Annotated in this window: 25 protein-coding genes and 1 tRNA gene; 10 read left to right on the forward strand and 16 right to left on the reverse strand. The window is 31.6% G+C overall.

Features of this window, described 5'->3' with window-relative positions:
• The first annotated feature begins 196 nt into the window (after window positions 1-196).
• Window positions 197-1225, forward strand: coding sequence for a LacI family DNA-binding transcriptional regulator (locus tag Q0857_RS01000; RefSeq protein ID WP_298530846.1), 1029 nt, complete (start codon window positions 197-199; stop codon window positions 1223-1225).
• Between the two features lie 235 nt (window positions 1226-1460).
• Here Q0857_RS01000 and Q0857_RS01005 read toward each other — a convergent pair.
• Window positions 1461-1542: transfer RNA gene (locus Q0857_RS01005), tRNA-Leu, on the reverse strand.
• A 101-nt stretch (window positions 1543-1643) separates the two neighbouring features.
• Between Q0857_RS01005 and Q0857_RS01010 the strand changes: the two genes are divergently transcribed.
• Window positions 1644-3032, forward strand: coding sequence for a dipeptidase (locus tag Q0857_RS01010; protein ID WP_298530849.1), 1389 nt, complete (start codon window positions 1644-1646; stop codon window positions 3030-3032).
• A gap of 39 nt (window positions 3033-3071) precedes the next feature.
• On the opposite strand, the gene Q0857_RS01015 is transcribed toward Q0857_RS01010, so the two are convergent.
• Window positions 3072-3830 carry a hypothetical protein gene (locus Q0857_RS01015; protein ID WP_298530852.1) on the reverse strand — a complete coding sequence of 253 codons (759 nt, stop codon included), beginning with the start codon at window positions 3828-3830 and terminating at the stop codon, window positions 3072-3074.
• Between the two features lie 379 nt (window positions 3831-4209).
• On the opposite strand from Q0857_RS01015, the gene Q0857_RS01020 reads away from it, so the two are divergent.
• Both Q0857_RS01020 and Q0857_RS01025 read left to right on the forward strand, forming a co-directional pair.
• Window positions 4210-5070 (forward strand): DMT family transporter, encoded by an 861-nt coding sequence (locus Q0857_RS01020; RefSeq protein ID WP_298530857.1) that lies wholly within the window; start codon window positions 4210-4212, stop codon window positions 5068-5070.
• An 85-nt stretch (window positions 5071-5155) separates the two neighbouring features.
• A complete protein-coding gene (locus Q0857_RS01025) occupies window positions 5156-6256 on the forward strand; it encodes a DUF4407 domain-containing protein (protein WP_298530859.1) in 1101 nt (366 codons plus the stop codon).
• A gap of 7 nt (window positions 6257-6263) precedes the next feature.
• On the opposite strand, the gene Q0857_RS01030 is transcribed toward Q0857_RS01025, so the two are convergent.
• Window positions 6264-6542 (reverse strand): STAS domain-containing protein, encoded by a 279-nt coding sequence (locus Q0857_RS01030; protein ID WP_298530861.1) that lies wholly within the window; start codon window positions 6540-6542, stop codon window positions 6264-6266.
• A 235-nt stretch (window positions 6543-6777) separates the two neighbouring features.
• Here Q0857_RS01030 and Q0857_RS01035 point away from each other — a divergent pair, with 235 nt between their 5' ends.
• The 3 genes from Q0857_RS01035 (at window position 6778) to Q0857_RS01045 (ending at window position 8275) form a co-directional block, all read left to right on the forward strand.
• Window positions 6778-7209, forward strand: a complete 432-nt coding sequence (locus Q0857_RS01035) for a nuclear transport factor 2 family protein (RefSeq protein ID WP_298530863.1) — start codon at window positions 6778-6780, stop codon at window positions 7207-7209.
• 110 nt (window positions 7210-7319) lie between these two features.
• Window positions 7320-7832, forward strand: a complete 513-nt coding sequence (locus Q0857_RS01040; RefSeq protein WP_298530865.1) for a Crp/Fnr family transcriptional regulator — start codon at window positions 7320-7322, stop codon at window positions 7830-7832.
• Window positions 7833-7900: 68 nt separating this feature from the next.
• Window positions 7901-8275 (forward strand): hypothetical protein, encoded by a 375-nt coding sequence (locus tag Q0857_RS01045; RefSeq protein ID WP_298530868.1) that lies wholly within the window; start codon window positions 7901-7903, stop codon window positions 8273-8275.
• Here Q0857_RS01045 and Q0857_RS01050 read toward each other — a convergent pair.
• From Q0857_RS01050 to Q0857_RS01090, 9 genes are all read right to left on the reverse strand, one after another.
• Window positions 8272-8508 (reverse strand): DUF1272 domain-containing protein, encoded by a 237-nt coding sequence (locus tag Q0857_RS01050; RefSeq protein ID WP_298530870.1) that lies wholly within the window; start codon window positions 8506-8508, stop codon window positions 8272-8274. The genes Q0857_RS01045 and Q0857_RS01050 overlap by 4 nt on opposite strands.
• Before the next feature lie 161 nt (window positions 8509-8669).
• Window positions 8670-9248, reverse strand: coding sequence for an alkylphosphonate utilization protein (locus Q0857_RS01055; RefSeq protein WP_298530873.1), 579 nt, complete (start codon window positions 9246-9248; stop codon window positions 8670-8672).
• A gap of 120 nt (window positions 9249-9368) precedes the next feature.
• A complete protein-coding gene (locus tag Q0857_RS01060; RefSeq protein WP_298530876.1) occupies window positions 9369-10199 on the reverse strand; it encodes a hypothetical protein in 831 nt (276 codons plus the stop codon).
• A gap of 133 nt (window positions 10200-10332) precedes the next feature.
• The gene (locus Q0857_RS01065; RefSeq protein ID WP_298530879.1) at window positions 10333-10701 is read right to left on the reverse strand and encodes an MmcQ/YjbR family DNA-binding protein; all 369 of its coding nucleotides are present in this window, start codon (window positions 10699-10701) and stop codon (window positions 10333-10335) included.
• Window positions 10701-11309, reverse strand: a complete 609-nt coding sequence (locus Q0857_RS01070) for a DUF4230 domain-containing protein (RefSeq protein WP_298530882.1) — start codon at window positions 11307-11309, stop codon at window positions 10701-10703. The genes Q0857_RS01065 and Q0857_RS01070 overlap by 1 nt, the downstream gene beginning before the upstream one ends.
• Window positions 11310-12062, reverse strand: coding sequence for a cyclase family protein (locus Q0857_RS01075; protein ID WP_298530885.1), 753 nt, complete (start codon window positions 12060-12062; stop codon window positions 11310-11312).
• 12 nt (window positions 12063-12074) lie between these two features.
• Complete coding sequence (hemW, locus tag Q0857_RS01080) at window positions 12075-13220, reverse strand: radical SAM family heme chaperone HemW (RefSeq protein ID WP_298532145.1); 1146 nt, start codon at window positions 13218-13220, stop codon at window positions 12075-12077.
• Window positions 13221-13233: 13 nt separating this feature from the next.
• On the reverse strand, window positions 13234-13782 hold the full coding sequence (gene ruvC / locus Q0857_RS01085; RefSeq protein WP_298530888.1) for a crossover junction endodeoxyribonuclease RuvC: 549 nt from the start codon (window positions 13780-13782) through the stop codon (window positions 13234-13236).
• On the reverse strand, window positions 13782-14423 hold the full coding sequence (locus Q0857_RS01090; RefSeq protein WP_298530891.1) for a cell envelope biogenesis protein OmpA: 642 nt from the start codon (window positions 14421-14423) through the stop codon (window positions 13782-13784). The genes ruvC and Q0857_RS01090 overlap by 1 nt, the downstream gene beginning before the upstream one ends.
• 27 nt (window positions 14424-14450) lie before the next feature.
• Between Q0857_RS01090 and Q0857_RS01095 the strand changes: the two genes are divergently transcribed.
• Window positions 14451-15428, forward strand: a complete 978-nt coding sequence (locus Q0857_RS01095; protein ID WP_298530894.1) for a lysylphosphatidylglycerol synthase domain-containing protein — start codon at window positions 14451-14453, stop codon at window positions 15426-15428.
• An 80-nt stretch (window positions 15429-15508) separates the two neighbouring features.
• The gene (locus Q0857_RS01100) at window positions 15509-16540 is read left to right on the forward strand and encodes a glycosyltransferase (protein WP_298530897.1); all 1032 of its coding nucleotides are present in this window, start codon (window positions 15509-15511) and stop codon (window positions 16538-16540) included.
• Window positions 16541-16544: 4 nt separating this feature from the next.
• On the opposite strand, the gene Q0857_RS01105 is transcribed toward Q0857_RS01100, so the two are convergent.
• The 3 genes from Q0857_RS01105 to Q0857_RS01115 form a co-directional block, all read right to left on the reverse strand.
• Window positions 16545-17021 (reverse strand): hypothetical protein, encoded by a 477-nt coding sequence (locus Q0857_RS01105; protein WP_298530900.1) that lies wholly within the window; start codon window positions 17019-17021, stop codon window positions 16545-16547.
• A gap of 120 nt (window positions 17022-17141) precedes the next feature.
• Window positions 17142-18767 (reverse strand): M56 family metallopeptidase, encoded by a 1626-nt coding sequence (locus Q0857_RS01110; RefSeq protein WP_298530903.1) that lies wholly within the window; start codon window positions 18765-18767, stop codon window positions 17142-17144.
• 3 nt (window positions 18768-18770) lie between these two features.
• Window positions 18771-19133, reverse strand: coding sequence for a BlaI/MecI/CopY family transcriptional regulator (locus Q0857_RS01115; RefSeq protein ID WP_298530905.1), 363 nt, complete (start codon window positions 19131-19133; stop codon window positions 18771-18773).
• A 140-nt stretch (window positions 19134-19273) separates the two neighbouring features.
• On the opposite strand from Q0857_RS01115, the gene Q0857_RS01120 reads away from it, so the two are divergent.
• On the forward strand, window positions 19274-19777 hold the full coding sequence (locus Q0857_RS01120) for a DUF456 domain-containing protein (RefSeq protein WP_298530908.1): 504 nt from the start codon (window positions 19274-19276) through the stop codon (window positions 19775-19777).
• Between the two features lie 258 nt (window positions 19778-20035).
• Here Q0857_RS01120 and Q0857_RS01125 read toward each other — a convergent pair whose 3' ends face one another.
• Entirely contained in the window at window positions 20036-20710 is a 675-nt protein-coding gene (locus tag Q0857_RS01125) for a response regulator (protein WP_298530910.1), read from the reverse strand.
• Window positions 20711-20718 lie beyond the last annotated feature (8 nt).

Here is a 20718-nt window from a genome sequence, read left to right on the forward strand (position 1 = left end):
CTCTAACTTATATTTATATAGAACAAATAATTATCCTTAACTCAATTTACATCTGGAATTTATTAAGCCTCAATTTCATTTTGTAAGCCAGTTTTTAATCTAAAAAAAATAACATTTGGAATAGTTTTCGGAAATTTTAAAACTTTATGTCAATGATTGCGGAATTGGTTTGGCAAGTCCATAAATACTTATAAAAATGAAACACGTAACTATCAAAGATGTAGCGAGATGCTTAAACGTATCAGTTTCTACTGTATCTAGGGCTTTTAATGACAAATATGACATTAGAAAAGACACCAAAGAAATGATCCTAAAAACTGCACATGAAATGGGCTATTATCCCAATCCGATAGCTAAAAAGCTCAGTCAAAATAGGTCATTAAATATTGGAGTTGTAGTACCCGAAATCATGAATGGTTACTATTCTGAAGTTGCTATTGTTCTGCAAGAATTTTTTATATCTAAAGGCTATCAAGTCCTATTAATGCAGTCAGATGAAAATGAAGATCAGGAATTAAAAAATGTTAAAACACTAATAAACAATATGGTCGACGGCTTAATAATTGCACCTACCATTGGATACAAAAACGCCAGCTACTATATAGAAAAACACAATGAAGGCTACCCTATAGTATTCTTAAACAGAATTGATGAGACTTTACAAGCCTCTAAGGTCATTTTTAATAATGTTAAATGGAGCTTTTTTGCAACAGAACATTTAATTAGAGAAAAATATAAAAAAATTTATCACTTATCAGGTTATAAAAACCTCTGTGTTTCTTCTGAAAGAATCCAAGGATTTAAAAAAGCGATGAACAAACATAATTTCCCCAAAGAAAACTATAAAATAATTGAGACAGGACTTCTAGCCAAAGAAGGAATGGATGCCATTGAAGATCTTATCTTTCAACAAGATTTACCTGATGCCTTTTTCTGTGTTAATGACATGGTCGCCATTGGTGCCATGAAGAAGTTAAAAGACAATGGCTATAAAATACCAGAGGATGTTGCTTTCGTAGGTTTTACTGAAACCAGAATAGCAAAGCTTGTAACTCCAGAACTTAGTAGTGTTAAACAGCCAACATACGATATGGCAAAGAAGTCAGGCGAAATGTTATTATCTCGAATTAAAAACCCAAATTCCGAAATAGAAACAGTTATTTTTAATGGCGAATTTAATATAAGAAAATCATCTGTCAGGGATTCTTCAATTCCAGCTACATGAAATGATTACTTTACCATATAGTGTCTTTAAAAAATATTTTCTTTTAAAGTCATAAATATTTACACGTATATCAGTCTATTAAATTATTTTAAAATCTGTAATTATTGGATATCAAAACTTTACGATAATATAAATTTCAAAATTCAAGGATAAATCAATTCTAGTTGTAGAAAAAAGATATTACTTATAAAACAAAAAAGCCGAAGATAAATCTTCGGCTTTTCCTTTTATGAAGTGCGGGCGGAGAGACTCGAACTCTCACACCTCACGGCACTAGATCCTAAGTCTAGCGTGTCTACCAATTCCACCACGCCCGCAAAAGGACTGCAAATATAAACAAGATTTTTAAATTGCAAACTTTATAGTATTAAAAAACTATCTTTTTTATACTTTTGAGTACATCCTTAATTATACTTCAATGAAACATATTCAATCTTATATTTCAGAACATAAAGAGCGATTTTTAACTGAACTTATTGATCTACTTAAAATTCCGTCAATAAGCGCCGATTCTACATACAAAAATGATGTTTTAAAAACGGCGGATACTATTAAAATAAGTTTAGAAAAAGCAGGATGTGATTCAGTTGAAATTTGCACTACAGACGGATACCCCATTGTTTATAGTGAAAAAATAATAGACAAAAACTTACCAACTATTTTAGTGTACGGACACTATGATGTACAGCCTCCCGACCCAATAGCTCTTTGGGATTCACCTCCTTTTGAACCTGTTATTAAGTCAACAGAAAAACATCCCGATGGCGCCATTTTCGCTCGTGGTGCGTGTGATGACAAGGGACAAATGTATATGCACGTAAAGGCTATGGAGTTTATGACTTCCACCAATCAATTACCTTGTAACGTCAAATTTATGATTGAAGGTGAAGAAGAAGTAGGAAGTGCTAATCTTGCAACCTTCGTAAAAAACAATCAAGAGAAACTTAAAAACGATGTCATTCTTATTTCTGATACGGGAATGATTGCGAATGACGTACCTTCGATCACTACTGGACTTAGAGGTTTAAGTTATGTTGAAGTTGAAGTTACAGGACCTGATCGTGATTTACATTCTGGTTTATATGGTGGCGCTGTAGCCAACCCTATTAATATATTAACCAAAATGATAGCTTCTCTTCATGATGAAAACAATCATATTACTATCCCAGGGTTTTATGATAAGGTGGAAGAACTTTCAAAAGAAGAACGCGCTGAAATGGCAAAAGCACCTTTCTCTTTAGAAAACTACAAAAAAGCACTTAATATTGATTCAGTTTACGGAGAAGCTGGATTTACAACAAACGAGCGAAATTCTATAAGACCAACCCTTGATGTTAACGGTATTTGGGGAGGCTATATTGGTGAAGGTGCTAAAACGGTTATAGCAAGTAAGGCTTATGCCAAAATATCTATGCGTTTGGTGCCTCACCAAGATTGGGTTGACATCACCCAACTTTTTAAATCACATTTTGAAAGTATTGCTCCAAAAGGCACAACGGTTAAAGTAACCCCTCATCATGGCGGTCAAGGATATGTAACTCCAATTAACAGCATTGGCTATCAAGCCGCAAGTCAAGCTTATCAGGATACTTTTGGAAAAACACCAATTCCACAGCGTAGTGGCGGCAGTATTCCTATTGTTGCTCTTTTTGAACAAGAATTAAAGAGTAAAACTATTTTAATGGGCTTTGGTTTAGATAGTGATGCCATTCACTCACCCAACGAACATTTTGGTGTTTGGAATTACCTGAAAGGAATAGAAACCATTCCATTGTTTTATAAGTATTATACTGAATTATCTAAATAAAAAAAGGGATTGTATTTAAATACAATCCCTTTTTTTAATCTATTTAGTTATAACTTTCACAGCTCTATAAAGTCTTGAATCGTCGGGGCCAGCAACATTTTTTTGATATTCATCAAAGAAGCCATCTGGAAATGGTGTACCATCTTTATGTCTTGGGTTTAAGGCATCACTTAATTTAGAAAACAAATTATATGAATATGCTTTATAAGGAAATCTTTCTGATTTGGGTTCTAAAATAACAGCATTTCCCCAGCCCAATCTTTTTGATTTACCAGCATCCATATCTGCTTTAAATAAGGGTTTAATTTTATTAGCTTCAAATTCAAAATGCCATTTTAAATCCTTTACATTGTGATACTTTATTCTAACAAAATTAAAATCATCTCCTGTAGCACTTGGCGCTTGAATGTGATTGTTTAAATCTTTTAGTATAATCATATCCGTTGAAGTGCTCATACCTCTGGTTTCCATATCCTCCATTTTTACATCTGGAAACAGGTCTGTAATACCTCCCCAATTAATTCTTTTGTCAATATCTGTAAAGCCATTAACAATTAGAATATTTGGTTCATTTTCCAAATCTGTTCCACCTATACGAACAAAAACACCCCAAAAATCCATGTTTCCTTTATCAATTTCACTCTGGGCAAACTTACTCCAATACTCAACTTCCCTTTTTAAAACCTCTTCCATGTCTTGTTCAGCTACTCTTCTATGCATATGCACAGAGATACTTTGTGCCTTCATAAAAAGACTACTCATCATAAAAGCAAATAAAATAATAATTGATTTTCTCATAATAAATGAAATTTAGTTGGTTAAAAATTATTAATAACGATTAAAATATTAAATACCAACACATAAATTAATTATAGAAACAAGTCGTTTAAAAAAAGTGGAATAATTTAATTGCCAGTTTTTTTATATAATAACGCAAATAAGGAGCAACTATTAATACTTTAGTATTTGAGAGGGAATTATAAATATACTTTAAAAAAGAACACAAATAAAAAAAATACCTTAATAAATTAGTTAATAAAAAAGATAAATACCATTTTTTTGTTAAAAACGAAAGTTTTACTACTAGGTTTGGAGATTATCTTATTAGTTTTGAGCCAAAACGACTACCAGCCAAAAGCTAACCACTACTATCGCTAACACATGTTAGCTACAAAATATGAAAAACCAACACACAAAAAATATACTGGAACTTAGTTTTGCTACATTTCTAATAAGTTCTGCTGGAGTTTTAGGTAAATATATCGATATGCCCACAGCTGTTATTATATGGTGGCGTGCAATATTAGCTTTAGTTATTCTATATCTGTTCTGCAGATTAAAAAAAATTAATCTTACAATAAAAAACACTAAAGATAGAAGTACATTTTTCTTTAGTGCATTATTTCTAGGAGCACATTGGATTACTTATTTCTACTCCATTAAAATTTCAAATGTTGCCATTGGAATGCTATCCTTATATACTTTTCCAGCAATAACCGCCATATTAGAGCCTTTATTAACTAGAGCAAAATTTAATAAGGTACACTTACTTTTAGCTATATTAGTCTTTGTTGGAATCTACATTTTAGCTCCAGAGTTTAATTTTGAAAGCTCCTATTTTAAAGGGATCATTTGGGGTATAATTTCAGCTGTTTTGTTTTCTCTCCGAAACATCATTTTAAAAAGAGGCTCGACAGGATATAATGGTACTATGGTAATGTTATACCAGCTTTTAGTAGTTACTATTTCACTACTACCAGTTTTATATTTCTTTGATACTTCAAATATTAAAACACAATATCCGTACATTATTATGCTAGCTTTAGTAGCTACAGCTATTGGGCATTCTTTATTCCTTAAAAGCTTAAAACACTTTTCAGTTAGTACAGCAAGTATCATTTTAAGTACACAACCCATTTTTGGAATTATATTGGCATACTTCTTCTTAAACGAAATTCCGGCTTCAAACACCTTTATTGGCGGTACTTTAATTATTTCTACAGTTATTATTGAAAGTGTCAGGTCTAGGAAAGCATAAATATCAATAAATTTTGGTTCAAATTATGTAACAAAAAACGAACTTCGACGTTCTAATAGTCAATCATCAATCAAAATCAATCATTATGTTAAAGCAATTCTTCATTATTTGCTCAGGAGCAGACACCGATATTTTAAATCAATGCTCAAAAGGTGAACAAAATAAATATGCAGGCGTAGGAGCAACTGTTTTCTTCACTGCAGTTATGGCTTTTATAGCATCAAGTTATGCTCTTTTCACGGTTTTTGATACTCTGTATACTTCAATTTTCTTTGGTCTCATTTGGGGGTTACTCATATTTAATCTAGATCGTTATATTGTTTCCTCAATCAAAAAAACGGGACATGTTATGGACGAGTTGATACAGGCAGTACCTAGAATTATTCTAGCTATAATTATAGCTGTTGTTATCTCTAAACCTTTGGAGCTAAAGATTTTTGAAAAAGAAATTAACCAGGTACTATTAGAGCAGAAAAACGAATTAACACTAGCTAATAAAAATCAAATCGGCGAGCAATTCTTACCAAAAATTCAAGATTTAAAAAATGATATACTGAGGCTACAAACAGAAATAAATACCAAAGAAACTGAAGTTAACTCATTGTATGACACCTATATTTCTGAGGCTGAAGGAACAGCTGGAACAAAACTATTAGGCAAAGGACCTGTCTACAAAGAAAAACGAGAAAAGCATGACGCCTTATTAAATGAACTAAATCAGCTTAAAACTGATAACAGGTTAAAAATAATTGCTATTGAAAATCAAATAGTCCAGCTTAATGCGAATTACGACGCGGAGGTTGCTAACTCTCAACCCATAATTAATAATTTTAATGGCCTAATGGCACGTGTAAATGCATTGCAACGATTACCTTGGCTACCCTCATTTTTTATATTTCTATTGTTTCTAGCCATAGAAACCTCTCCTATTTTAGCAAAATTACTTTCACCTATGGGAGCCTACGACTTCAAATTAGAAGATCAAGAAATGGCGATAAAAACAAGTGTCTTACAAAACAAAAATCAGCGTGAAGCTATGCTTCAAACTGATTATGTTATAAACGATCGTATTTATAGCGATATTAAGGAGGAAGACGAATTATACACCTACAAGCGCAAAAAAGCGAGGGAACTTATGCAATTGCAGTCGGATGCATTTTACAAACGACAAAAAGATATACTGTAAAATAAATTTATGCTGCCGTACCAGTCTTAAAATGATCGTAAAGTTCTTTACAACCATAACCAATAATTGAAAATCTTTTATTTTTCATCAAAGCCTCTTCATGAAGTTGCGCAATGGCACTAACACCATATTTATCCATACTTTCAATATCTTTAATACTGATCGTAAGATCATTTACCTCGTCAAAAATATTATTAAACTTGTTTTGAAAAAGAGCAACATTACTTTTATTAAGAATACCTTTTACTTTAAAAAAACTGTTGCAGTTAGTGATTTCTAAATCCATAATTAAGTGATTTAAAGGGTTAATAGCTAAATTTGAGGGAGAACAATCATTTTTCGATTGCTTGATAAAAATAATAAAGTTAATAAGTTTACACACTATTTTTTCGACCAATAGATTTTTACTTTAGACAAAACATAATTTAATGTCAATTTCATCGATGATTAACTCAATAAAACAATATTTTGTTACATTTACTTCTTAAATTCATAATAACCTCAAAATTTACCCAATAAACATGAAAAAACTAATTATACTTCTTTGCATGGTTTGCGCATTTGGTGGTTACGCTCAGAATAATGAAGAAGCAGACATTAAAGCCATTAACAAGGTTTTAAAAAAGCAGCGCATAGCTTGGTCAAACAATGATCTTGAAGGTTTTATGAAAGGTTATTGGAAGAGCGACTCACTAAAATTTTATGGCGCAAACGGAGTAACCTATGGTTGGGAAAATACTTTGGAACGCTATCAAAAAGCTTACCCAACTGAAGACCATACTGGTAAGTTAAGTTTTAAAATTAATGATATTTCTCCAATAAGCGAAGGTGCTTACTATGTTTTAGGAGAATACCATATTAAACGAGAGGTTGGTAATGCCGATGGTATTTTCATGATTATCTTTAAGAAGATAAATGAGGAATGGAAAATTATTGCTGATACATCGTCTTAAACCACTTTTAAATTCGAATTTGCAGAAGAAACATGACTGCCAAATCTTAATACCCTCTGGAATCACTAAAACAATGTATATCTAATCAAGTAAGTGTAGACGATTTTAGTTTGGAAGTCATACTATCATCATTTTACACCATAGATTTAAAGAAAGGTAGCTATTTCCTCGAAGCTGGAAGTTTATGCAAAGAAATGGCCTTTATTGAGTCTGGATACCTAAGGATGTTTGATCTTATAGATGGTAAGGAAATAACTTTTTGGATTGGAAGTAACGGGAAATTTATAACCTCACTATCTAGTTTTGTTTTTGAAACCCCTAATTTTTGGAATATTCAGGCAGTCACAGATTGTACCTTACATGTTATCGATAGAGATACACATTCTAAACTTTGCAAAACCCAACCTAAATGGTTGGAGTTTGATAATATTTTACTTGCACACTCCTTTGCGCTTTTAGAACAAAAAATGCTATCTCAACTTCATACAACATCACAACAACGATTTAACACCTTATTTAAGGAACATCCACAACTCTTTAACCATGTTCCACTTCAATATATTGCCTCTATGCTTGGTATTACTCCAGAAACTTTAAGCAGATTAAGACAGCATTCAAATTGATATTATTTCTTGATATTTATCAAGTGTTTATTCTAAGTTACTTCTGAACTTTGTTTAAAAGAAACATCATGAATCAATTACAAAAATCTTTACGCATTAACGCTTATTTTTCTGGAATTTCCGGGATAATACTCATTATTTTCAACAAGCAATTCGCTGATTTATTAGGTATTAGCACTTCTCCTTTTTGGATAACTGGGCTTGTTCTAATCTTTTTTATGGGTACCATTATTTATGAAATAAAAAAACAAAGGAGACTCGCCATTTTATGGATTATAACTCAAGATTTAATTTGGGTATCCACGAGTTTATTTATTCTAATAGCTAAGCCATTTGGGATAACAAGAGCAGGTCACTATATTATTGGATTTATTGCTCTTATTGTATTGCTACTGGGGATGAATCAAATTATAGCACTGCAGAATGAACAAAAAACTAGTTAACTATTTACAGGCTTATAAACCACATTTGTAGACACCGGGTGTTTTTCAAGTAGACGTTCTGGGCGAATAGGTCGTTTTTCAAAACCACCTCCACAATTTGGACATACTTGATTTAATATGTGATCTACGCAATCTTTACAGAACGTACATTCAAATGTGCAAATCATGGCCTCCTCTGAATCGAAGGGTAACAATTTAGCGCAATTCTCGCATGTTGGTCTTATTTCTAGCATATTTATGTGTTGAAAGATTGAAAGGTTTTCTTTTTCATGCTTCTCTAAATTTCGAATTAAAGTCCTAATTTGAGCGATACTCGATACTTAATGAAGCACTAAAACGCATTGCATATAAAAAGATATAAAACAAAATCGGACCTATAGGTAACACCCAAATATTACAACTTTTTAACGTAATCTGTAATGATAACGATTTGTTGCACACCTACTTTTCCTTCTATATACTTCGCGTTTTCGCGATCCAGTCGAATATTTCTAACCGCTGTACCCTGCTTAGCGACCATACTTGAGCCTTTTACTTTCAAATCTTTAATAAGCACTACAGCATCTCCATTTTCTAAAATAACTCCGTTTACATCTCTATGGATAATTTTTTCACTTTCATCTTTATCTTCTCCCGTTGCTCTGGCTAAAGCTAAGACGGAATCATCGAGATACATCATATCCAGCAAATCTTTTGGCCAACCTTCATTTCTGAGTCTCTGTAACATACGCCATGCCATGATTTGTACAGCAACGTGTTCATTCCACATGCTATCATTTAAACAACGCCAGTGATTTGTATTCATTTCTACATGGCCTTCTACCTGATCTAAACAAATTTTGCAAATTAAGATATCATTCGCTACATTTTCGTTTAGAGAAGGCGGAATGGTATATTGCTTTAAATCTTGCGTTGAATTACATAATTCGCAGCTATTGTTACTTCTATCTATCAGGGTTTGTAATACACTCATCTACGTTTTTTTTAACTCTACAATAATACGCTTAAAAAAATTATTACAAGCTTGATTGGATGAAACAAAAAGGCACTTCTACTAAGGAAGTGCCTTTTTAAGCTTAATATTTCAATACCATTATTTATTGAGTCCAGCTACAAACTTATATACAGCATCACCATGTACACCTGTAAAATATTTATTAACTTTTTTCCATCTCGCCTTTCTTACCTCTTCGTCTGGCCATGCTTCTTTCATAAGATCTTCAAGCCCATCAAACATTTTATCTAAATCTGTCATGGAATCTAAAAAATAAGCCTCCATTATTTCTGTACCATCTTTTCCCCAAGCATGTCTGTGAGGGTAATATCCTTTAATTAACGGGTTGTCTTTTATTAGTTTATCAAAATTTTCACCCATTAACATTTTTATTTCGTCATTATCCCCATCATCAGGAAAAGCTAAATGTGAAGTGCGCACATAACATATCATATCTTTAGAAACATCTTGTAATGGTTTTACAAGCGGTAACGTTGCATAAATTTCATCTGAATGATCACGATCATAATAAGCATTTTGTTTCTTAAAAAAAGCCTCTCGATCTGCTTCATCGGGCCATGCCTCCTTGGCTAATTCTGCATCTCTATCACTTGCCTTTTCAATAGCATCCCAAGTATTGTATACCCGCACATAAACAAGTTCACGATTATCTGGTGTTAATTGATGCAAATAAAAAGACGAGGCGGCAACATGTTCATTCTTAGCTGTTACATTATCTAAATACTCCTTTTCAACAGATTTCCATGTATCCATATCAAAGTCTTCATAATCCATATTCCAATGCAAGGTAGTAAGCGTTAGGTATTGCGGACCTTTCTCTTCTTTTTCTTCTTGTGCAAAAATGTTACTGAAACTGAGTAGCAAGAGAGATAATACTATTGCTACAAAAAATTGGTTGGCTTTTTTCATAATCATTTAAAAATTAAAGTTAATATATTGGTTAATTAAATACGACTTTAAGATTTAAGGCTACTTTGATTATGCTATTAATAAGTGGCTGAAAAAACAATGAAATATAAATATACAACAAATAAATGACGTTTTAAAAGTTCGCTAAACTATTTCTCATTTTCTTAGTCATACCTTTTACTACCATATCATAAGAATGATCGATAAGTGTTTTAATAAATTCTGGTCTTAATTCACCTTCATGAAGATAAAGTGTATTCCAATGTTTTTTGCTCATGTGATATCCAGGACGGATACTATTATAATCTGCGCGAAGTTGTTCTGAATACTCCGGATCTGCTTTTAAGTTTATTACTGCTTCTCCACGCTCCCACCATTTTAATGAAGCTAAAGCAAACATTTTACCTAATACTTTAAACACTAAAGTATCGGCGTCAAAAGGAAAATCTTCTGTGGTTCCTTTTTTATTCAGGCAATAGGCTCTAATTTGCTCTATATCCATTATTTAAGTTTAGCTACTATACCTTCCTCTATTTTAAGATCTGAATAATCTAGTTTCCAGCCAATGGTTTCAACTATGGTCTCAATAAGTAATACAGTTTCTAAAGCCTCTTTTTGTGCCGCTTGAATAAGACCACTTTCAGGAATTTTATCTTTAATATGCAGTTTCGCTTCATTATGCAAACCTGTTAAATCGGCTGCATCAAATTTATTAAATAGACCATCAGACTTATCATAATAATTTAAGTTGGTTTCTATAGATAATACTTCCGGTTGTGGGAATTGTTCTAGAATAATTTTCCTTTTAGCATTATCCGCTCGTAGCACAATTTTTGATAAATCAAATCCTACATGCGCCTTCGCATTAATAACTACCAATGCTTTCTTTCTGCTAGAAACCAATTTTAATAGTCGCTGTTTTACATCTTGATAATGATATATTTCTGCAAAATCGCCTTCTACAGTAATCAATTTACAAACTGTTTTAATTTTATCTAAAAGTATAGTTGACTGTGAATCAACCAACTGTTTTCGTTTTAATGTTTGATAATAGGCAAATAATCCCCAACCAAATAAAACGCCTATTAAAATCCCTAAAATTGCATCCATTTATTCAATTATTTTATATAAAATAGGCTTACTTGGGGATGCATCATTTTCAAAAGGAGCGATTTGTAAATTCAAAAAATACTTACCATCATCCACTTTATTTGAGACATAAATAAGCTCTGTTATTGTCGCATCCATCCTTAATTTTCCTTTGGTATTCCAAAAGGCATTATGCGCAAGAAGTTCGCAGTTATCTTTCTCTTTGTCAATACTTGGCAAATCAATTAAAAGGTGTTTAACCCCCTTTTCTTTCAAATAAACAGCTGCATCTTTCATTAAATAAGGCGGATTTGTATTTGAATACTGCTTAGAAAACTTTTCTCTTCTTGTATTAGGAATTGTTCTAATTACTACGGCATCTCGCTTTTTGTTACCTAAAGCAAATTGTATTTGTTTTTTTGAAATAACCAAATCCTCATTGAAACGCTCTGGCGCAACGGTTATTACCTCTGCTAAAAAGAAATACTGCTTCAAATTATCATTTATAGAATGTACCTCCTCGGTTATATGACCAACACACTCGGTATGTGTGCCATGAGCGTGTGGGTTAAAAAAAATATTATTAAAATTAATACAAGCCCCTTCTTTTACACTAGCAATCCATTTACCGTCTTTTGCCGGTTCAATTTTAGGTTCATCAACATACCAAGCATTAACATTACTCTTTGAAGCCCTTAGCGGCATTGAAATATCAATAGGTTTGTTTAAATTAATTTGAAGTTTTCTTGAATTGTATTGAATAGCTGCGATCATACTCAAATATAATCAAATCAAAAATAATTCTGAAGCAATTCCATCAACTAAAAATTTTCCTTTTTTAGTTACTTTTAATGTACTAGTATGCTCCTCTTCTAAAAAATTAGTTAACTCAAGTAAATCTTGATTTATAAATTTTAAAGATGAAACTTTTAAATGCTGAAGGACATCTAAACCAAAATCAGTCTCGATTTTTTTAAATGAAACTCCCCAAATGGTGCGCAAACCGGTCATAACATATTCATTAAACTGATCTTGTTTTGAAAGCAACTCGGTAGTACTTGGCAATTTTCCTTTTTGAATAGATTGAATGTATTTGGTGTTATTCGAAACATTCCAACTGCGCGTATTACCATAAAATGAATGCGCCGATGGGCCAATCCCTAAATATGACTTCCCTTGCCAGTAACTCGTATTGTGTTTTGAAAAATAACCAGGTTTTCCAAAATTTGAAATTTCATAATGCACAAACCCATTCGTTTCAATTTTAGCGACTAAAGCGTTAAAATGTTGCAATGCCAATTCTTCATCAATTGGTGGATAAATTCCTTTTTTAACAAAAGTATCTAGAGCTGTTTTAGGCTCGACAGTTAAGGCATAACTCGATATATGATTCACTCCAAAACTTAAGGCCTTATCTAAATTTTTATTCCATTTTTCTAAACTCATATCTGGAATCCCATAAATGAGATCAATCGTAATATTATCAAAATACTTTGATGCATATTCCAAACATACTTGCGATTCGCGAGCATTGTGCGCCCTATTCATACTTTTCAAATCATCATCAAAAAAAGATTGTATACCAATACTCAATCTATTTATTGGGCTTTCTGACAATTCGATTATTCTGTTTTCGGATAAATCGTCTGGATTGGCTTCTAAGGTAATTTCTGGGTTTTCTATTACCGAATAATGTTTCTTAATACTTTCAATAAGTATTCTTAATTCTTTATTAGTTAATAACGACGGGGTACCCCCTCCAAAATAAATGGTTTCAATAACATTGTTTTCTAATTCATGACACCTGAGTTCAATTTCCTCTATTAAACACTTAATTAATGTATCCTTTTTCTTTAGTGACGTTGAAAAGTGAAAATCGCAATAAAAACATGCTTGCTTACAAAATGGAACATGAATATAAATACCCGCCATTATTAAATTAGGACTAGTCAATTTTTTTAGGATTCTGCTTTACAAACGCATCCCAACCAGAATAACTTTTACCAATATTTACGCGTCCTGAGTTATAAAAATGGCATACTGCAGCTGCCAAACCATCGGTGGCATCCAAATTTTTTGGTAACGTTTTAATCCCTAATAAACTCTGAAGCATTTTTGCGACCTGCTCTTTACTAGCATTACCATTACCAGTTATAGCCATTTTAATTTTCTTCGGCAAGTACTCTGTTATTGGAATTTCTCTGCTTAAGCCTGCCGCCATAGCAACACCTTGAGCTCTTCCTAGTTTTAACATACTTTGCACATTCTTACCAAAAAAAGGCGCTTCAATAGCTATTTCATCAGGGTTATGGGTATCAATGAGCTCTACAGTACGCTCAAAAATGAGCTTCAATTTTAAATAATGATCATCGTATTTCTTTAGATTTAACTCATTTAGTTGTAGCAAAAACATTTTTTTACCGACAACTTTTATAAGCCCAAATCCCATAATTGTTGTTCCTGGATCAATTCCTAAAATAATTCTTTCTTGCATTAATCTCGACAATAATAACAACCACTTAGCGAAATAGACGCACCTATAGTTACTGTTAACAAATTCCCATTGAATGATCCAAATCCATTTGATAATGGGCTAAATTCTTTTCCAAATCCTAAAACATAAGATGTATCTAAATATATTGATAACTTATCTGAAATGCCATAATGAAATTCAAGCCCTCCCATTCCGTTTAGATAAGAAGTTTTATTATCTCCATAATTCCCTAGAGGTTTTACAATGGATATACCTGGCCCAGCATGAGCAAACGCTCCTATTCTTCCTAAAAAACTTATGAAACCCGATAAATCGTAAACAAACTGACCATTTATGCGTGTATAATTTGTTTTAAAATCCAAAGAATTATCAGTATTTCCAAATCGATTGTAGCCAAGGTCTAATTTCGCTCCCATTTTAGAAGCAAACATATACTGAATACCTAAGTTAATTGTTGGGAAATTAATGGTATTTGCTTCAAATCCATCAACAAAACCCTCTGAAGAAGGATTATTAACTCCTAAAGCAAATTGAACTTTTACGGTTTTTGTTTCTCCTTGAGCTCCCCCTAAAAAAGAATAAGAAGCAAAAACCATTATCAGTATTAACTTCTTACAATTTCTTTTAATTTTTAATATCATTAAGTAATATTAGTTTAATTTGCAGCAATGGCTGCTCTTACCCTATCATACAAAACTAATCAATTATTCTTTAAGCTAATTAAGATAGGCATAGTCATTATAGCTTTTTATTTTATCTACTATAAATTAGTAAATAATGATGAAATAACACTTCCTGAACTCATCAATATCATTACAAGCCATAATATATTGTCGTTAAAAAACAGCCTTATTCTACTGTTACTAACTAGTATTAATTGGCTACTAGAAATAGTAAAATGGAAAACACTTATTAATCCAATTAAAAAGATTTGTTTTAAGGAAGCTCTAGAGCAAAGTCTTGGCTCACTAACGGCATCAATATTCACACCCAATAGAATTGGAGAATACGGAGCAAAAGCGCTCTACTACAAATCCAACTTTAGAAAACCCGTATTACTTGTTAACCTAATAAGCAACTTGTTACAGCTAACTGTTACCATTGGTTTGGGCTGCATTGGTTTGAGCTTTTTCTTATTAAAACACAACCTGGTTTCAACAAATTATATTAAGCTCATATCTTATATGTTAATTATTCTAGTAGCAATAATAATTGCGGTGCTAATTAGCATTAAAAGTAAATTCATTTTAAAAAGGTTTTCTGCAAAAAAATTAAAACAATTCATTATCAGCTACCCAAAGAGCATAATAGCAAAGGGATTGTTTTATTCTTTTGGTAGGTATATGACTTTCTCTTTTCAGTTTTATGTATTACTCCAGTTGTTTCAAATTTACATAGGTTATTTTGAAGCCATGACTGTTATAACAGGCATGTACCTTATTGCTTCTGTAATTCCTTCAATATTTATTTTTGATATTGTTATAAAGGGAAGTGTTGCAGTATATTTATTTTCATTCCTCGCAATTAACGAACTAATAATATTAAGTATAACGACTATCATGTGGGTTTTAAATTTTGTTTTACCGAGTATAATAGGCAGTTATTTCGTACTAAATTTTAAACTTGTAAAAAACACAGAGTCATAATGATGGTATTTGGTATACTTATAACCCTATTATATTTAACCTTAATAGGCTGCTTTGTTTATGGTTTCGATAAAATAAAAATGTTTCATTTAAATAACATTCCCTCCAAAACAAGGTTTTCAGTTGTAGTCCCTTTTAGAAATGAATCCGAAAATCTACCTTCATTATTGCAATCTATTCAAGAACTCAATTATTCCAAACATTTATATGAAGTGATTCTTATTGATGATGCCTCAGAAGATCATTCTATAGAAACCATAAAACCTTTTCTTGAAAATTCTAATAACTCCATCCAAATAATTCCTAATGTAAGACGGACAGAGTCTCCGAAGAAAGATGCCATTACATTAGCAGTTGCTCGGGCCAAGAATGAGTGGATTATTACAACAGATGCTGATTGTGTCCTTCCTGAATATTGGCTTGACAGTTTTGACGAATATATTCAACAGTCAAATGCTTTATGTATTGCTGCTCCAGTATCTTATAACAGTAAAAACTCCTTTTTAAATCGTTTTCAAATATTAGATATTTTGAGTTTACAAGGCGCCACTATAGGTGGATTTGGCATAAACAAGCCTTTTATGTGCAATGGTGCAAATTTTGCTTATCAGAAAACACTGTTCAATGAACTTCACGGGTTTCATGGCAATGCAAAAATAGCCAGTGGTGATGATATTTTTCTTCTGGAGAAAATAGTGAAGGCTTACGGAAAACAAGTACATTATTTAAAATGTTCTCATGCTATTGTTACCACCTCATCAGAACCTACTTGGAACACGCTAATATCGCAACGTATTAGGTGGGCTTCTAAAACCAAAGCTTACAATTGGTTTGGTAAGACCGTGGGGAGTATTGTTTTATTTATAAATTTATTTTTAGTCTTGGTTTTACCTTTCATATATGTTATAAACCTAAAAATCTTCATTTATATTTTGATTCTTAAATTTAAGATCGACTTCTTTTTGATATATAAATCGGCTATTTTTTTTAATAAAAGGGAAGCCCTAAAAACATATCCTTTAGCTTTTTTATTATATCCCTTTTTCACCACTTATGTAGCCTTAACATCTTTGTTTTATGGGTATACATGGAAAAATCGCCAATTTAAATAACAAATTAATTGACACTTATAATAATGGGCAAGTCAAATTCGGTAGTAACGGGCTGATTTCTTTTAATAGCAGCAAAAATTTTAGGCAAAGAATCTAAACTTTCCTGAAGTAGCTGTTCAATATTTGGAATTTCTTGTACAATGGCGCAATCTATATTAGCCTGCATCAACTCCAAATGCCCTAATTTATTTACTTGAAATTTCAAGAGTATTGTATCACTAATGTCTTGAGTAACAACAATGACTTCCTTTTGCAAATAACTAATAACATGATTTACTAAAGTATTTTGAAAACAGGTTTTTCTCTCCGTTTTAGTTTCTGAAGTATTGCATAAATCAAAACTTGGGTACTCATCAACGTCTTCCCAATTGAAGGTGTATAACTCTTCTTTTAAAATATCTTCAGAAGATGTTTTTTTTACATTAAAATACTCGCATGATACGAGCATCAAAATTATAATAAAAACATAAAGTTGTTTCATCGATTAGAACTGAAACCGAAAAGTACAATTTTTTTAGTTTTTAAATACTTAAAATGAAAAAAACCGAAGGTCGAGCTCCGGTTTTTCATCTTCAGAAATATTAACCTTATCATTTCCAATTTAATCTGCTACTTGAAAAACTATAGGTAATGAATATGGCACATTAACGGTTTTTCCCTTTTGCTCACCTGGTTTAAATTTTGGTAATGTTTTTATAACTCGAATGGCTTCTTCTTCTAGGCTAGGGTGAGGAGCCCTAGAGCGCACACCTACAACATCACCATTTCTATCTATTTTGAAAATAACATTAATGCGTTGTCTCCCTTTCAATTTAAGACTATCGGCTAATTTTGTGTTGAAATTTTTGTTTACATGGCTGGAAATATTTTTAGACATACAATCCCTTCGCTCTTCGTTAGTTGTTAATAATTCGCAACCTGGAAATATGGGAACGTTTTCAATAACAGAAAATGGAACTTCTATTCCTTCATTTTTAAATTCTTTTTTTAATTTCAAAGGGATATCCAACTTTTGTTTTTCAGTTTCTAATAACGCGCTCCTATTATCTAAATAATCCCTATAAAACTTGGCGTCTCTAAAATAAGATATACCCTCTAAAGAGTGAACTGAAAATAATTTAGGGTCAAGCCCTACAGGATATTCATCATTTATAGAATGGATACTATATGAAGTTGTTTTACTTTCTTCATCCTTTATCCCCCAACTTACATATTCTTTATAATTTGCTTTAAAAAAAGCTTCATGCTTACCTTTAATTGCTTTATTTTCTTCGGACATATTCTTTAGCTCTTCTCCAAATTTCAAAGTATAATTATATTGACTTAAATCTGAGGCATCAGCTGGATTAATTTCATTTTGATTTTCGCAAGACGTATAAACCAACATCCCAAAAACAAGAGGAATTAATAAAACATACTTAAATAAACTTACTTGTTTTGATTTTGATTTTTGTAACATAATGATTCGTTTTTTGATTAATGATTGTTTAAAAAATGGATTGATGAATGAGACGTTTCTGGTTTCAAAAACTTGAGATAATAAACTTTGATAGTATTGATTTTTATTGTGCGTTTTTACAGCTTCGCGATCTGCAATAAATTCATGAAGTGAACTTATCCTGTATTGATACATATAAACCAAAGGATTAAACCAAAATAAAACACGTAAAACTTCAAAAAATAATAGATCTAGACTATGCATTTGTTTTACATGAATGATCTCATGCTTTAAAATGGCTTTTTTCTCATCATGATATAATAAATCACCTAAAAACACAAAATGGAAAAATGAGAAAGCCACATTACTATTTATAATCTTTACGAGAGTTAATTTTCCAGAATTAGTTTTAGGGTTTTTAAATATGAGAAGTATGACTTTTGTAAACTTATATAAAAATATTAATACGGCTACTAATACACCTATGTAGAAGACAATTTGCCAGTACGGCAAATTAGTATTAATAACAGCAGGATCCTGTGCTACGAAAAGATCTGTATTTAATTCCGTATGTCCCAGGACCACTTCGGGAAGAGACACAATATAATCTTTAGGCATTATAGATTTAAGGCTATTTATTTTTATAAAAGGTAAAATAATAGATAATACCGCTGTGATATTTAAGTATATCCGATTCCAATTAAAAAAAGTTTCTTTTTGTAAAAACACATCATATATCAACAAGAAGAACAACTGAAATGCAATGGTTTGCAAAAAATAATGTAACATAATTTATGATTGTTTTTTATTAATCTCCTTAAACACAGACTCTAAGTCTTTTACACTCATATCATTTTTTTTTATAAAAAAAGACACCATACTCTTAAAGGAACCTTGAAAATAATTATCAACCAGTTTATTTATAGACTGATTACTATAATCATGTTTAGCTACTATGGGATAATACACATGACCTTTACCTGCTTTTTCGTAATCAACAAAACCCTTACTTTCTAAAATCCTAACAATAGTTGATACTGTATTATAAGCTGGTTTTGGTTCATGAAACTTTTCTATAATTGTTTTCACATTGGCTTTTTCTAATTGCCAAAGTATTTGCATAATTTCTTCCTCTGCTTTGGTAAGTTGTTTCATTTTATTATACCTTTTAATTATTCAACTAAACTTTTAGTTAAACTAATATAACTAAAAAATTAGTTTAAACTAATTTTTTAGTTTAAAATGTAACAGATTACATAATTTCACGTCTTATTTGTAAGTAAACTAAATAGATTATGGATATCGTTTTAATTATCATTGCAGCTCTAATTATGCTTTTAGGAATTATAGGTAGTTTTCTACCTATTATCCCTGGACCACTCACTAGCTGGCTTGGTCTTTTAATTCTTCATCTTACGGAAACAATACCAACTAATACATCTTTTTTAATAATTACAGCCATTATAGCCATTCTTATCTGGGTATTGGATTATATCATTCCTGCCTTGGGCACCAAACGATTTGGGGGCACTCGATATGGTATGATTGGGACTTCAATAGGATTAATAATTGGATTAATAGCTCCTATTCCTGGCGGAATTATTATAGGTTCTTTTGTAGGAGCCTTAATTGGAGAACTGCTAAACAAAAATGACACAAAAGCTGCAACTAAGGCTGCTTTTGGCTCCTTTATTGGTTTTTTAACATCAACCTTTATAAAGTTTATTGTTACATTAATTTACCTTGGACTTTTTATTGGCATCCTTTGGGATTATAAACAGGCTTTATTTCAATTTTAAAAAAGAAACCCTGCGGGTCTCTCACCTCCGCAGGGTATTGTAAATTGCTATTATCAACAAAAATAATTGAGGGATTAATTAATTCTTGAAGTGTTGATAATCAAATATAACGATATACTTTCTTTTGAAACTGCGGGAAACCCGTAACAACTTTACGGGTAAATAGTAGTCTGTAGCGGTAGCAAGACATTTGAGTAGCCAAAAAAATCATGTTTTTTTTAAAAAAACTACAACAAATAAAATTTAATAGTAATTGACTTACACAAAACCTTTTTTTCGGGCTTCGCTAAGCAAAGTTTCATCTTGACCATCTCCTACTTCAAATATTTCTCTAAGTTGTTTTTTACGCTTTTCGATAGCACTTAGAGAAATGCCTAAGTGTGCAGCCAAATTCTTTGTTTTAACTCCTTGCGATAACAAATGAAGTATTTTCCTGTTTTTATCATCAATAACGAGGTCACTTGTAATGGTTTTTCTAATATGACTATTAACTGTTCCACTATAAAATGGCGGGTTATTTAACACGGCTTGAAAGGCACTTGCCAATTCGCTTGATGTTAGGTCACTTTTTATCAAAAACCCCTCAGGATCAATGGTTTTAATGATATTGTGAATTCTAAATGATTCGTTAAACATCGTTAAAATAATAATTTTCGCATTTGGCAATATTTTTCTAGCGTATTCCGCTAAATCTTCTCCAGAACTCATAGAACCATCTGTAGATGGCGGTAGACTAATATCAACAAACAAAATATCATAAGGTATATTTACCTCAACCGATTTATCCATGGCCTTAATAGCCTCATCACAATTATTTGCTATATCAATTAATAATTCTTGACTCTCTTTTTTAGTAAAAAGTAATGTGTTTTGGTACCCTTCTATAATCATTGGGTGATCATCAATCATTAGTATTTTAATTTTCTCTGTCATCAATATGG

Origin of the sequence: uncultured Algibacter sp. (assembly GCF_947495925.1) — a bacterium.
In the GTDB taxonomy this organism is placed as follows: domain Bacteria; phylum Bacteroidota; class Bacteroidia; order Flavobacteriales; family Flavobacteriaceae; genus Algibacter_E.

What these genes read in the sequence shown, in the direction of transcription:
- Q0857_RS01010 (WP_298530849.1), top strand. Translation starts at nt 1,644, where the DNA reads ATGAAACATATTCAATCTTATATTTCAGAACATAAAGAGCGATTTTTA.
- Q0857_RS01090 (WP_298530891.1), bottom strand. Translation starts at nt 14,423, where the DNA reads ATGATATTAAAAATTAAAAGAAATTGTAAGAAGTTAATACTGATAATG.
- Q0857_RS01110 (WP_298530903.1), bottom strand. Translation starts at nt 18,767, where the DNA reads ATGTTACATTATTTTTTGCAAACCATTGCATTTCAGTTGTTCTTCTTG.
- Q0857_RS01035 (WP_298530863.1), top strand. Translation starts at nt 6,778, where the DNA reads ATGAAAAAACTAATTATACTTCTTTGCATGGTTTGCGCATTTGGTGGT.
- Q0857_RS01000 (WP_298530846.1), top strand. Translation starts at nt 197, where the DNA reads ATGAAACACGTAACTATCAAAGATGTAGCGAGATGCTTAAACGTATCA.
- Q0857_RS01075 (WP_298530885.1), bottom strand. Translation starts at nt 12,062, where the DNA reads ATGATCGCAGCTATTCAATACAATTCAAGAAAACTTCAAATTAATTTA.
- Q0857_RS01100 (WP_298530897.1), top strand. Translation starts at nt 15,509, where the DNA reads ATGTTTCATTTAAATAACATTCCCTCCAAAACAAGGTTTTCAGTTGTA.
- Q0857_RS01065 (WP_298530879.1), bottom strand. Translation starts at nt 10,701, where the DNA reads ATGGATATAGAGCAAATTAGAGCCTATTGCCTGAATAAAAAAGGAACC.
- Q0857_RS01030 (WP_298530861.1), bottom strand. Translation starts at nt 6,542, where the DNA reads ATGGATTTAGAAATCACTAACTGCAACAGTTTTTTTAAAGTAAAAGGT.
- ruvC (WP_298530888.1), bottom strand. Translation starts at nt 13,782, where the DNA reads ATGCAAGAAAGAATTATTTTAGGAATTGATCCAGGAACAACAATTATG.
- Q0857_RS01060 (WP_298530876.1), bottom strand. Translation starts at nt 10,199, where the DNA reads ATGAAAAAAGCCAACCAATTTTTTGTAGCAATAGTATTATCTCTCTTG.
- Q0857_RS01115 (WP_298530905.1), bottom strand. Translation starts at nt 19,133, where the DNA reads ATGAAACAACTTACCAAAGCAGAGGAAGAAATTATGCAAATACTTTGG.
- Q0857_RS01050 (WP_298530870.1), bottom strand. Translation starts at nt 8,508, where the DNA reads ATGCTAGAAATAAGACCAACATGCGAGAATTGCGCTAAATTGTTACCC.
- hemW (WP_298532145.1), bottom strand. Translation starts at nt 13,220, where the DNA reads ATGGCGGGTATTTATATTCATGTTCCATTTTGTAAGCAAGCATGTTTT.
- Q0857_RS01105 (WP_298530900.1), bottom strand. Translation starts at nt 17,021, where the DNA reads ATGAAACAACTTTATGTTTTTATTATAATTTTGATGCTCGTATCATGC.
- Q0857_RS01025 (WP_298530859.1), top strand. Translation starts at nt 5,156, where the DNA reads ATGTTAAAGCAATTCTTCATTATTTGCTCAGGAGCAGACACCGATATT.
- Q0857_RS01095 (WP_298530894.1), top strand. Translation starts at nt 14,451, where the DNA reads ATGGCTGCTCTTACCCTATCATACAAAACTAATCAATTATTCTTTAAG.
- Q0857_RS01120 (WP_298530908.1), top strand. Translation starts at nt 19,274, where the DNA reads ATGGATATCGTTTTAATTATCATTGCAGCTCTAATTATGCTTTTAGGA.
- Q0857_RS01125 (WP_298530910.1), bottom strand. Translation starts at nt 20,710, where the DNA reads ATGACAGAGAAAATTAAAATACTAATGATTGATGATCACCCAATGATT.
- Q0857_RS01045 (WP_298530868.1), top strand. Translation starts at nt 7,901, where the DNA reads ATGAATCAATTACAAAAATCTTTACGCATTAACGCTTATTTTTCTGGA.
- Q0857_RS01070 (WP_298530882.1), bottom strand. Translation starts at nt 11,309, where the DNA reads ATGGATGCAATTTTAGGGATTTTAATAGGCGTTTTATTTGGTTGGGGA.
- Q0857_RS01020 (WP_298530857.1), top strand. Translation starts at nt 4,210, where the DNA reads ATGAAAAACCAACACACAAAAAATATACTGGAACTTAGTTTTGCTACA.
- Q0857_RS01015 (WP_298530852.1), bottom strand. Translation starts at nt 3,830, where the DNA reads ATGAGAAAATCAATTATTATTTTATTTGCTTTTATGATGAGTAGTCTT.
- Q0857_RS01055 (WP_298530873.1), bottom strand. Translation starts at nt 9,248, where the DNA reads ATGAGTGTATTACAAACCCTGATAGATAGAAGTAACAATAGCTGCGAA.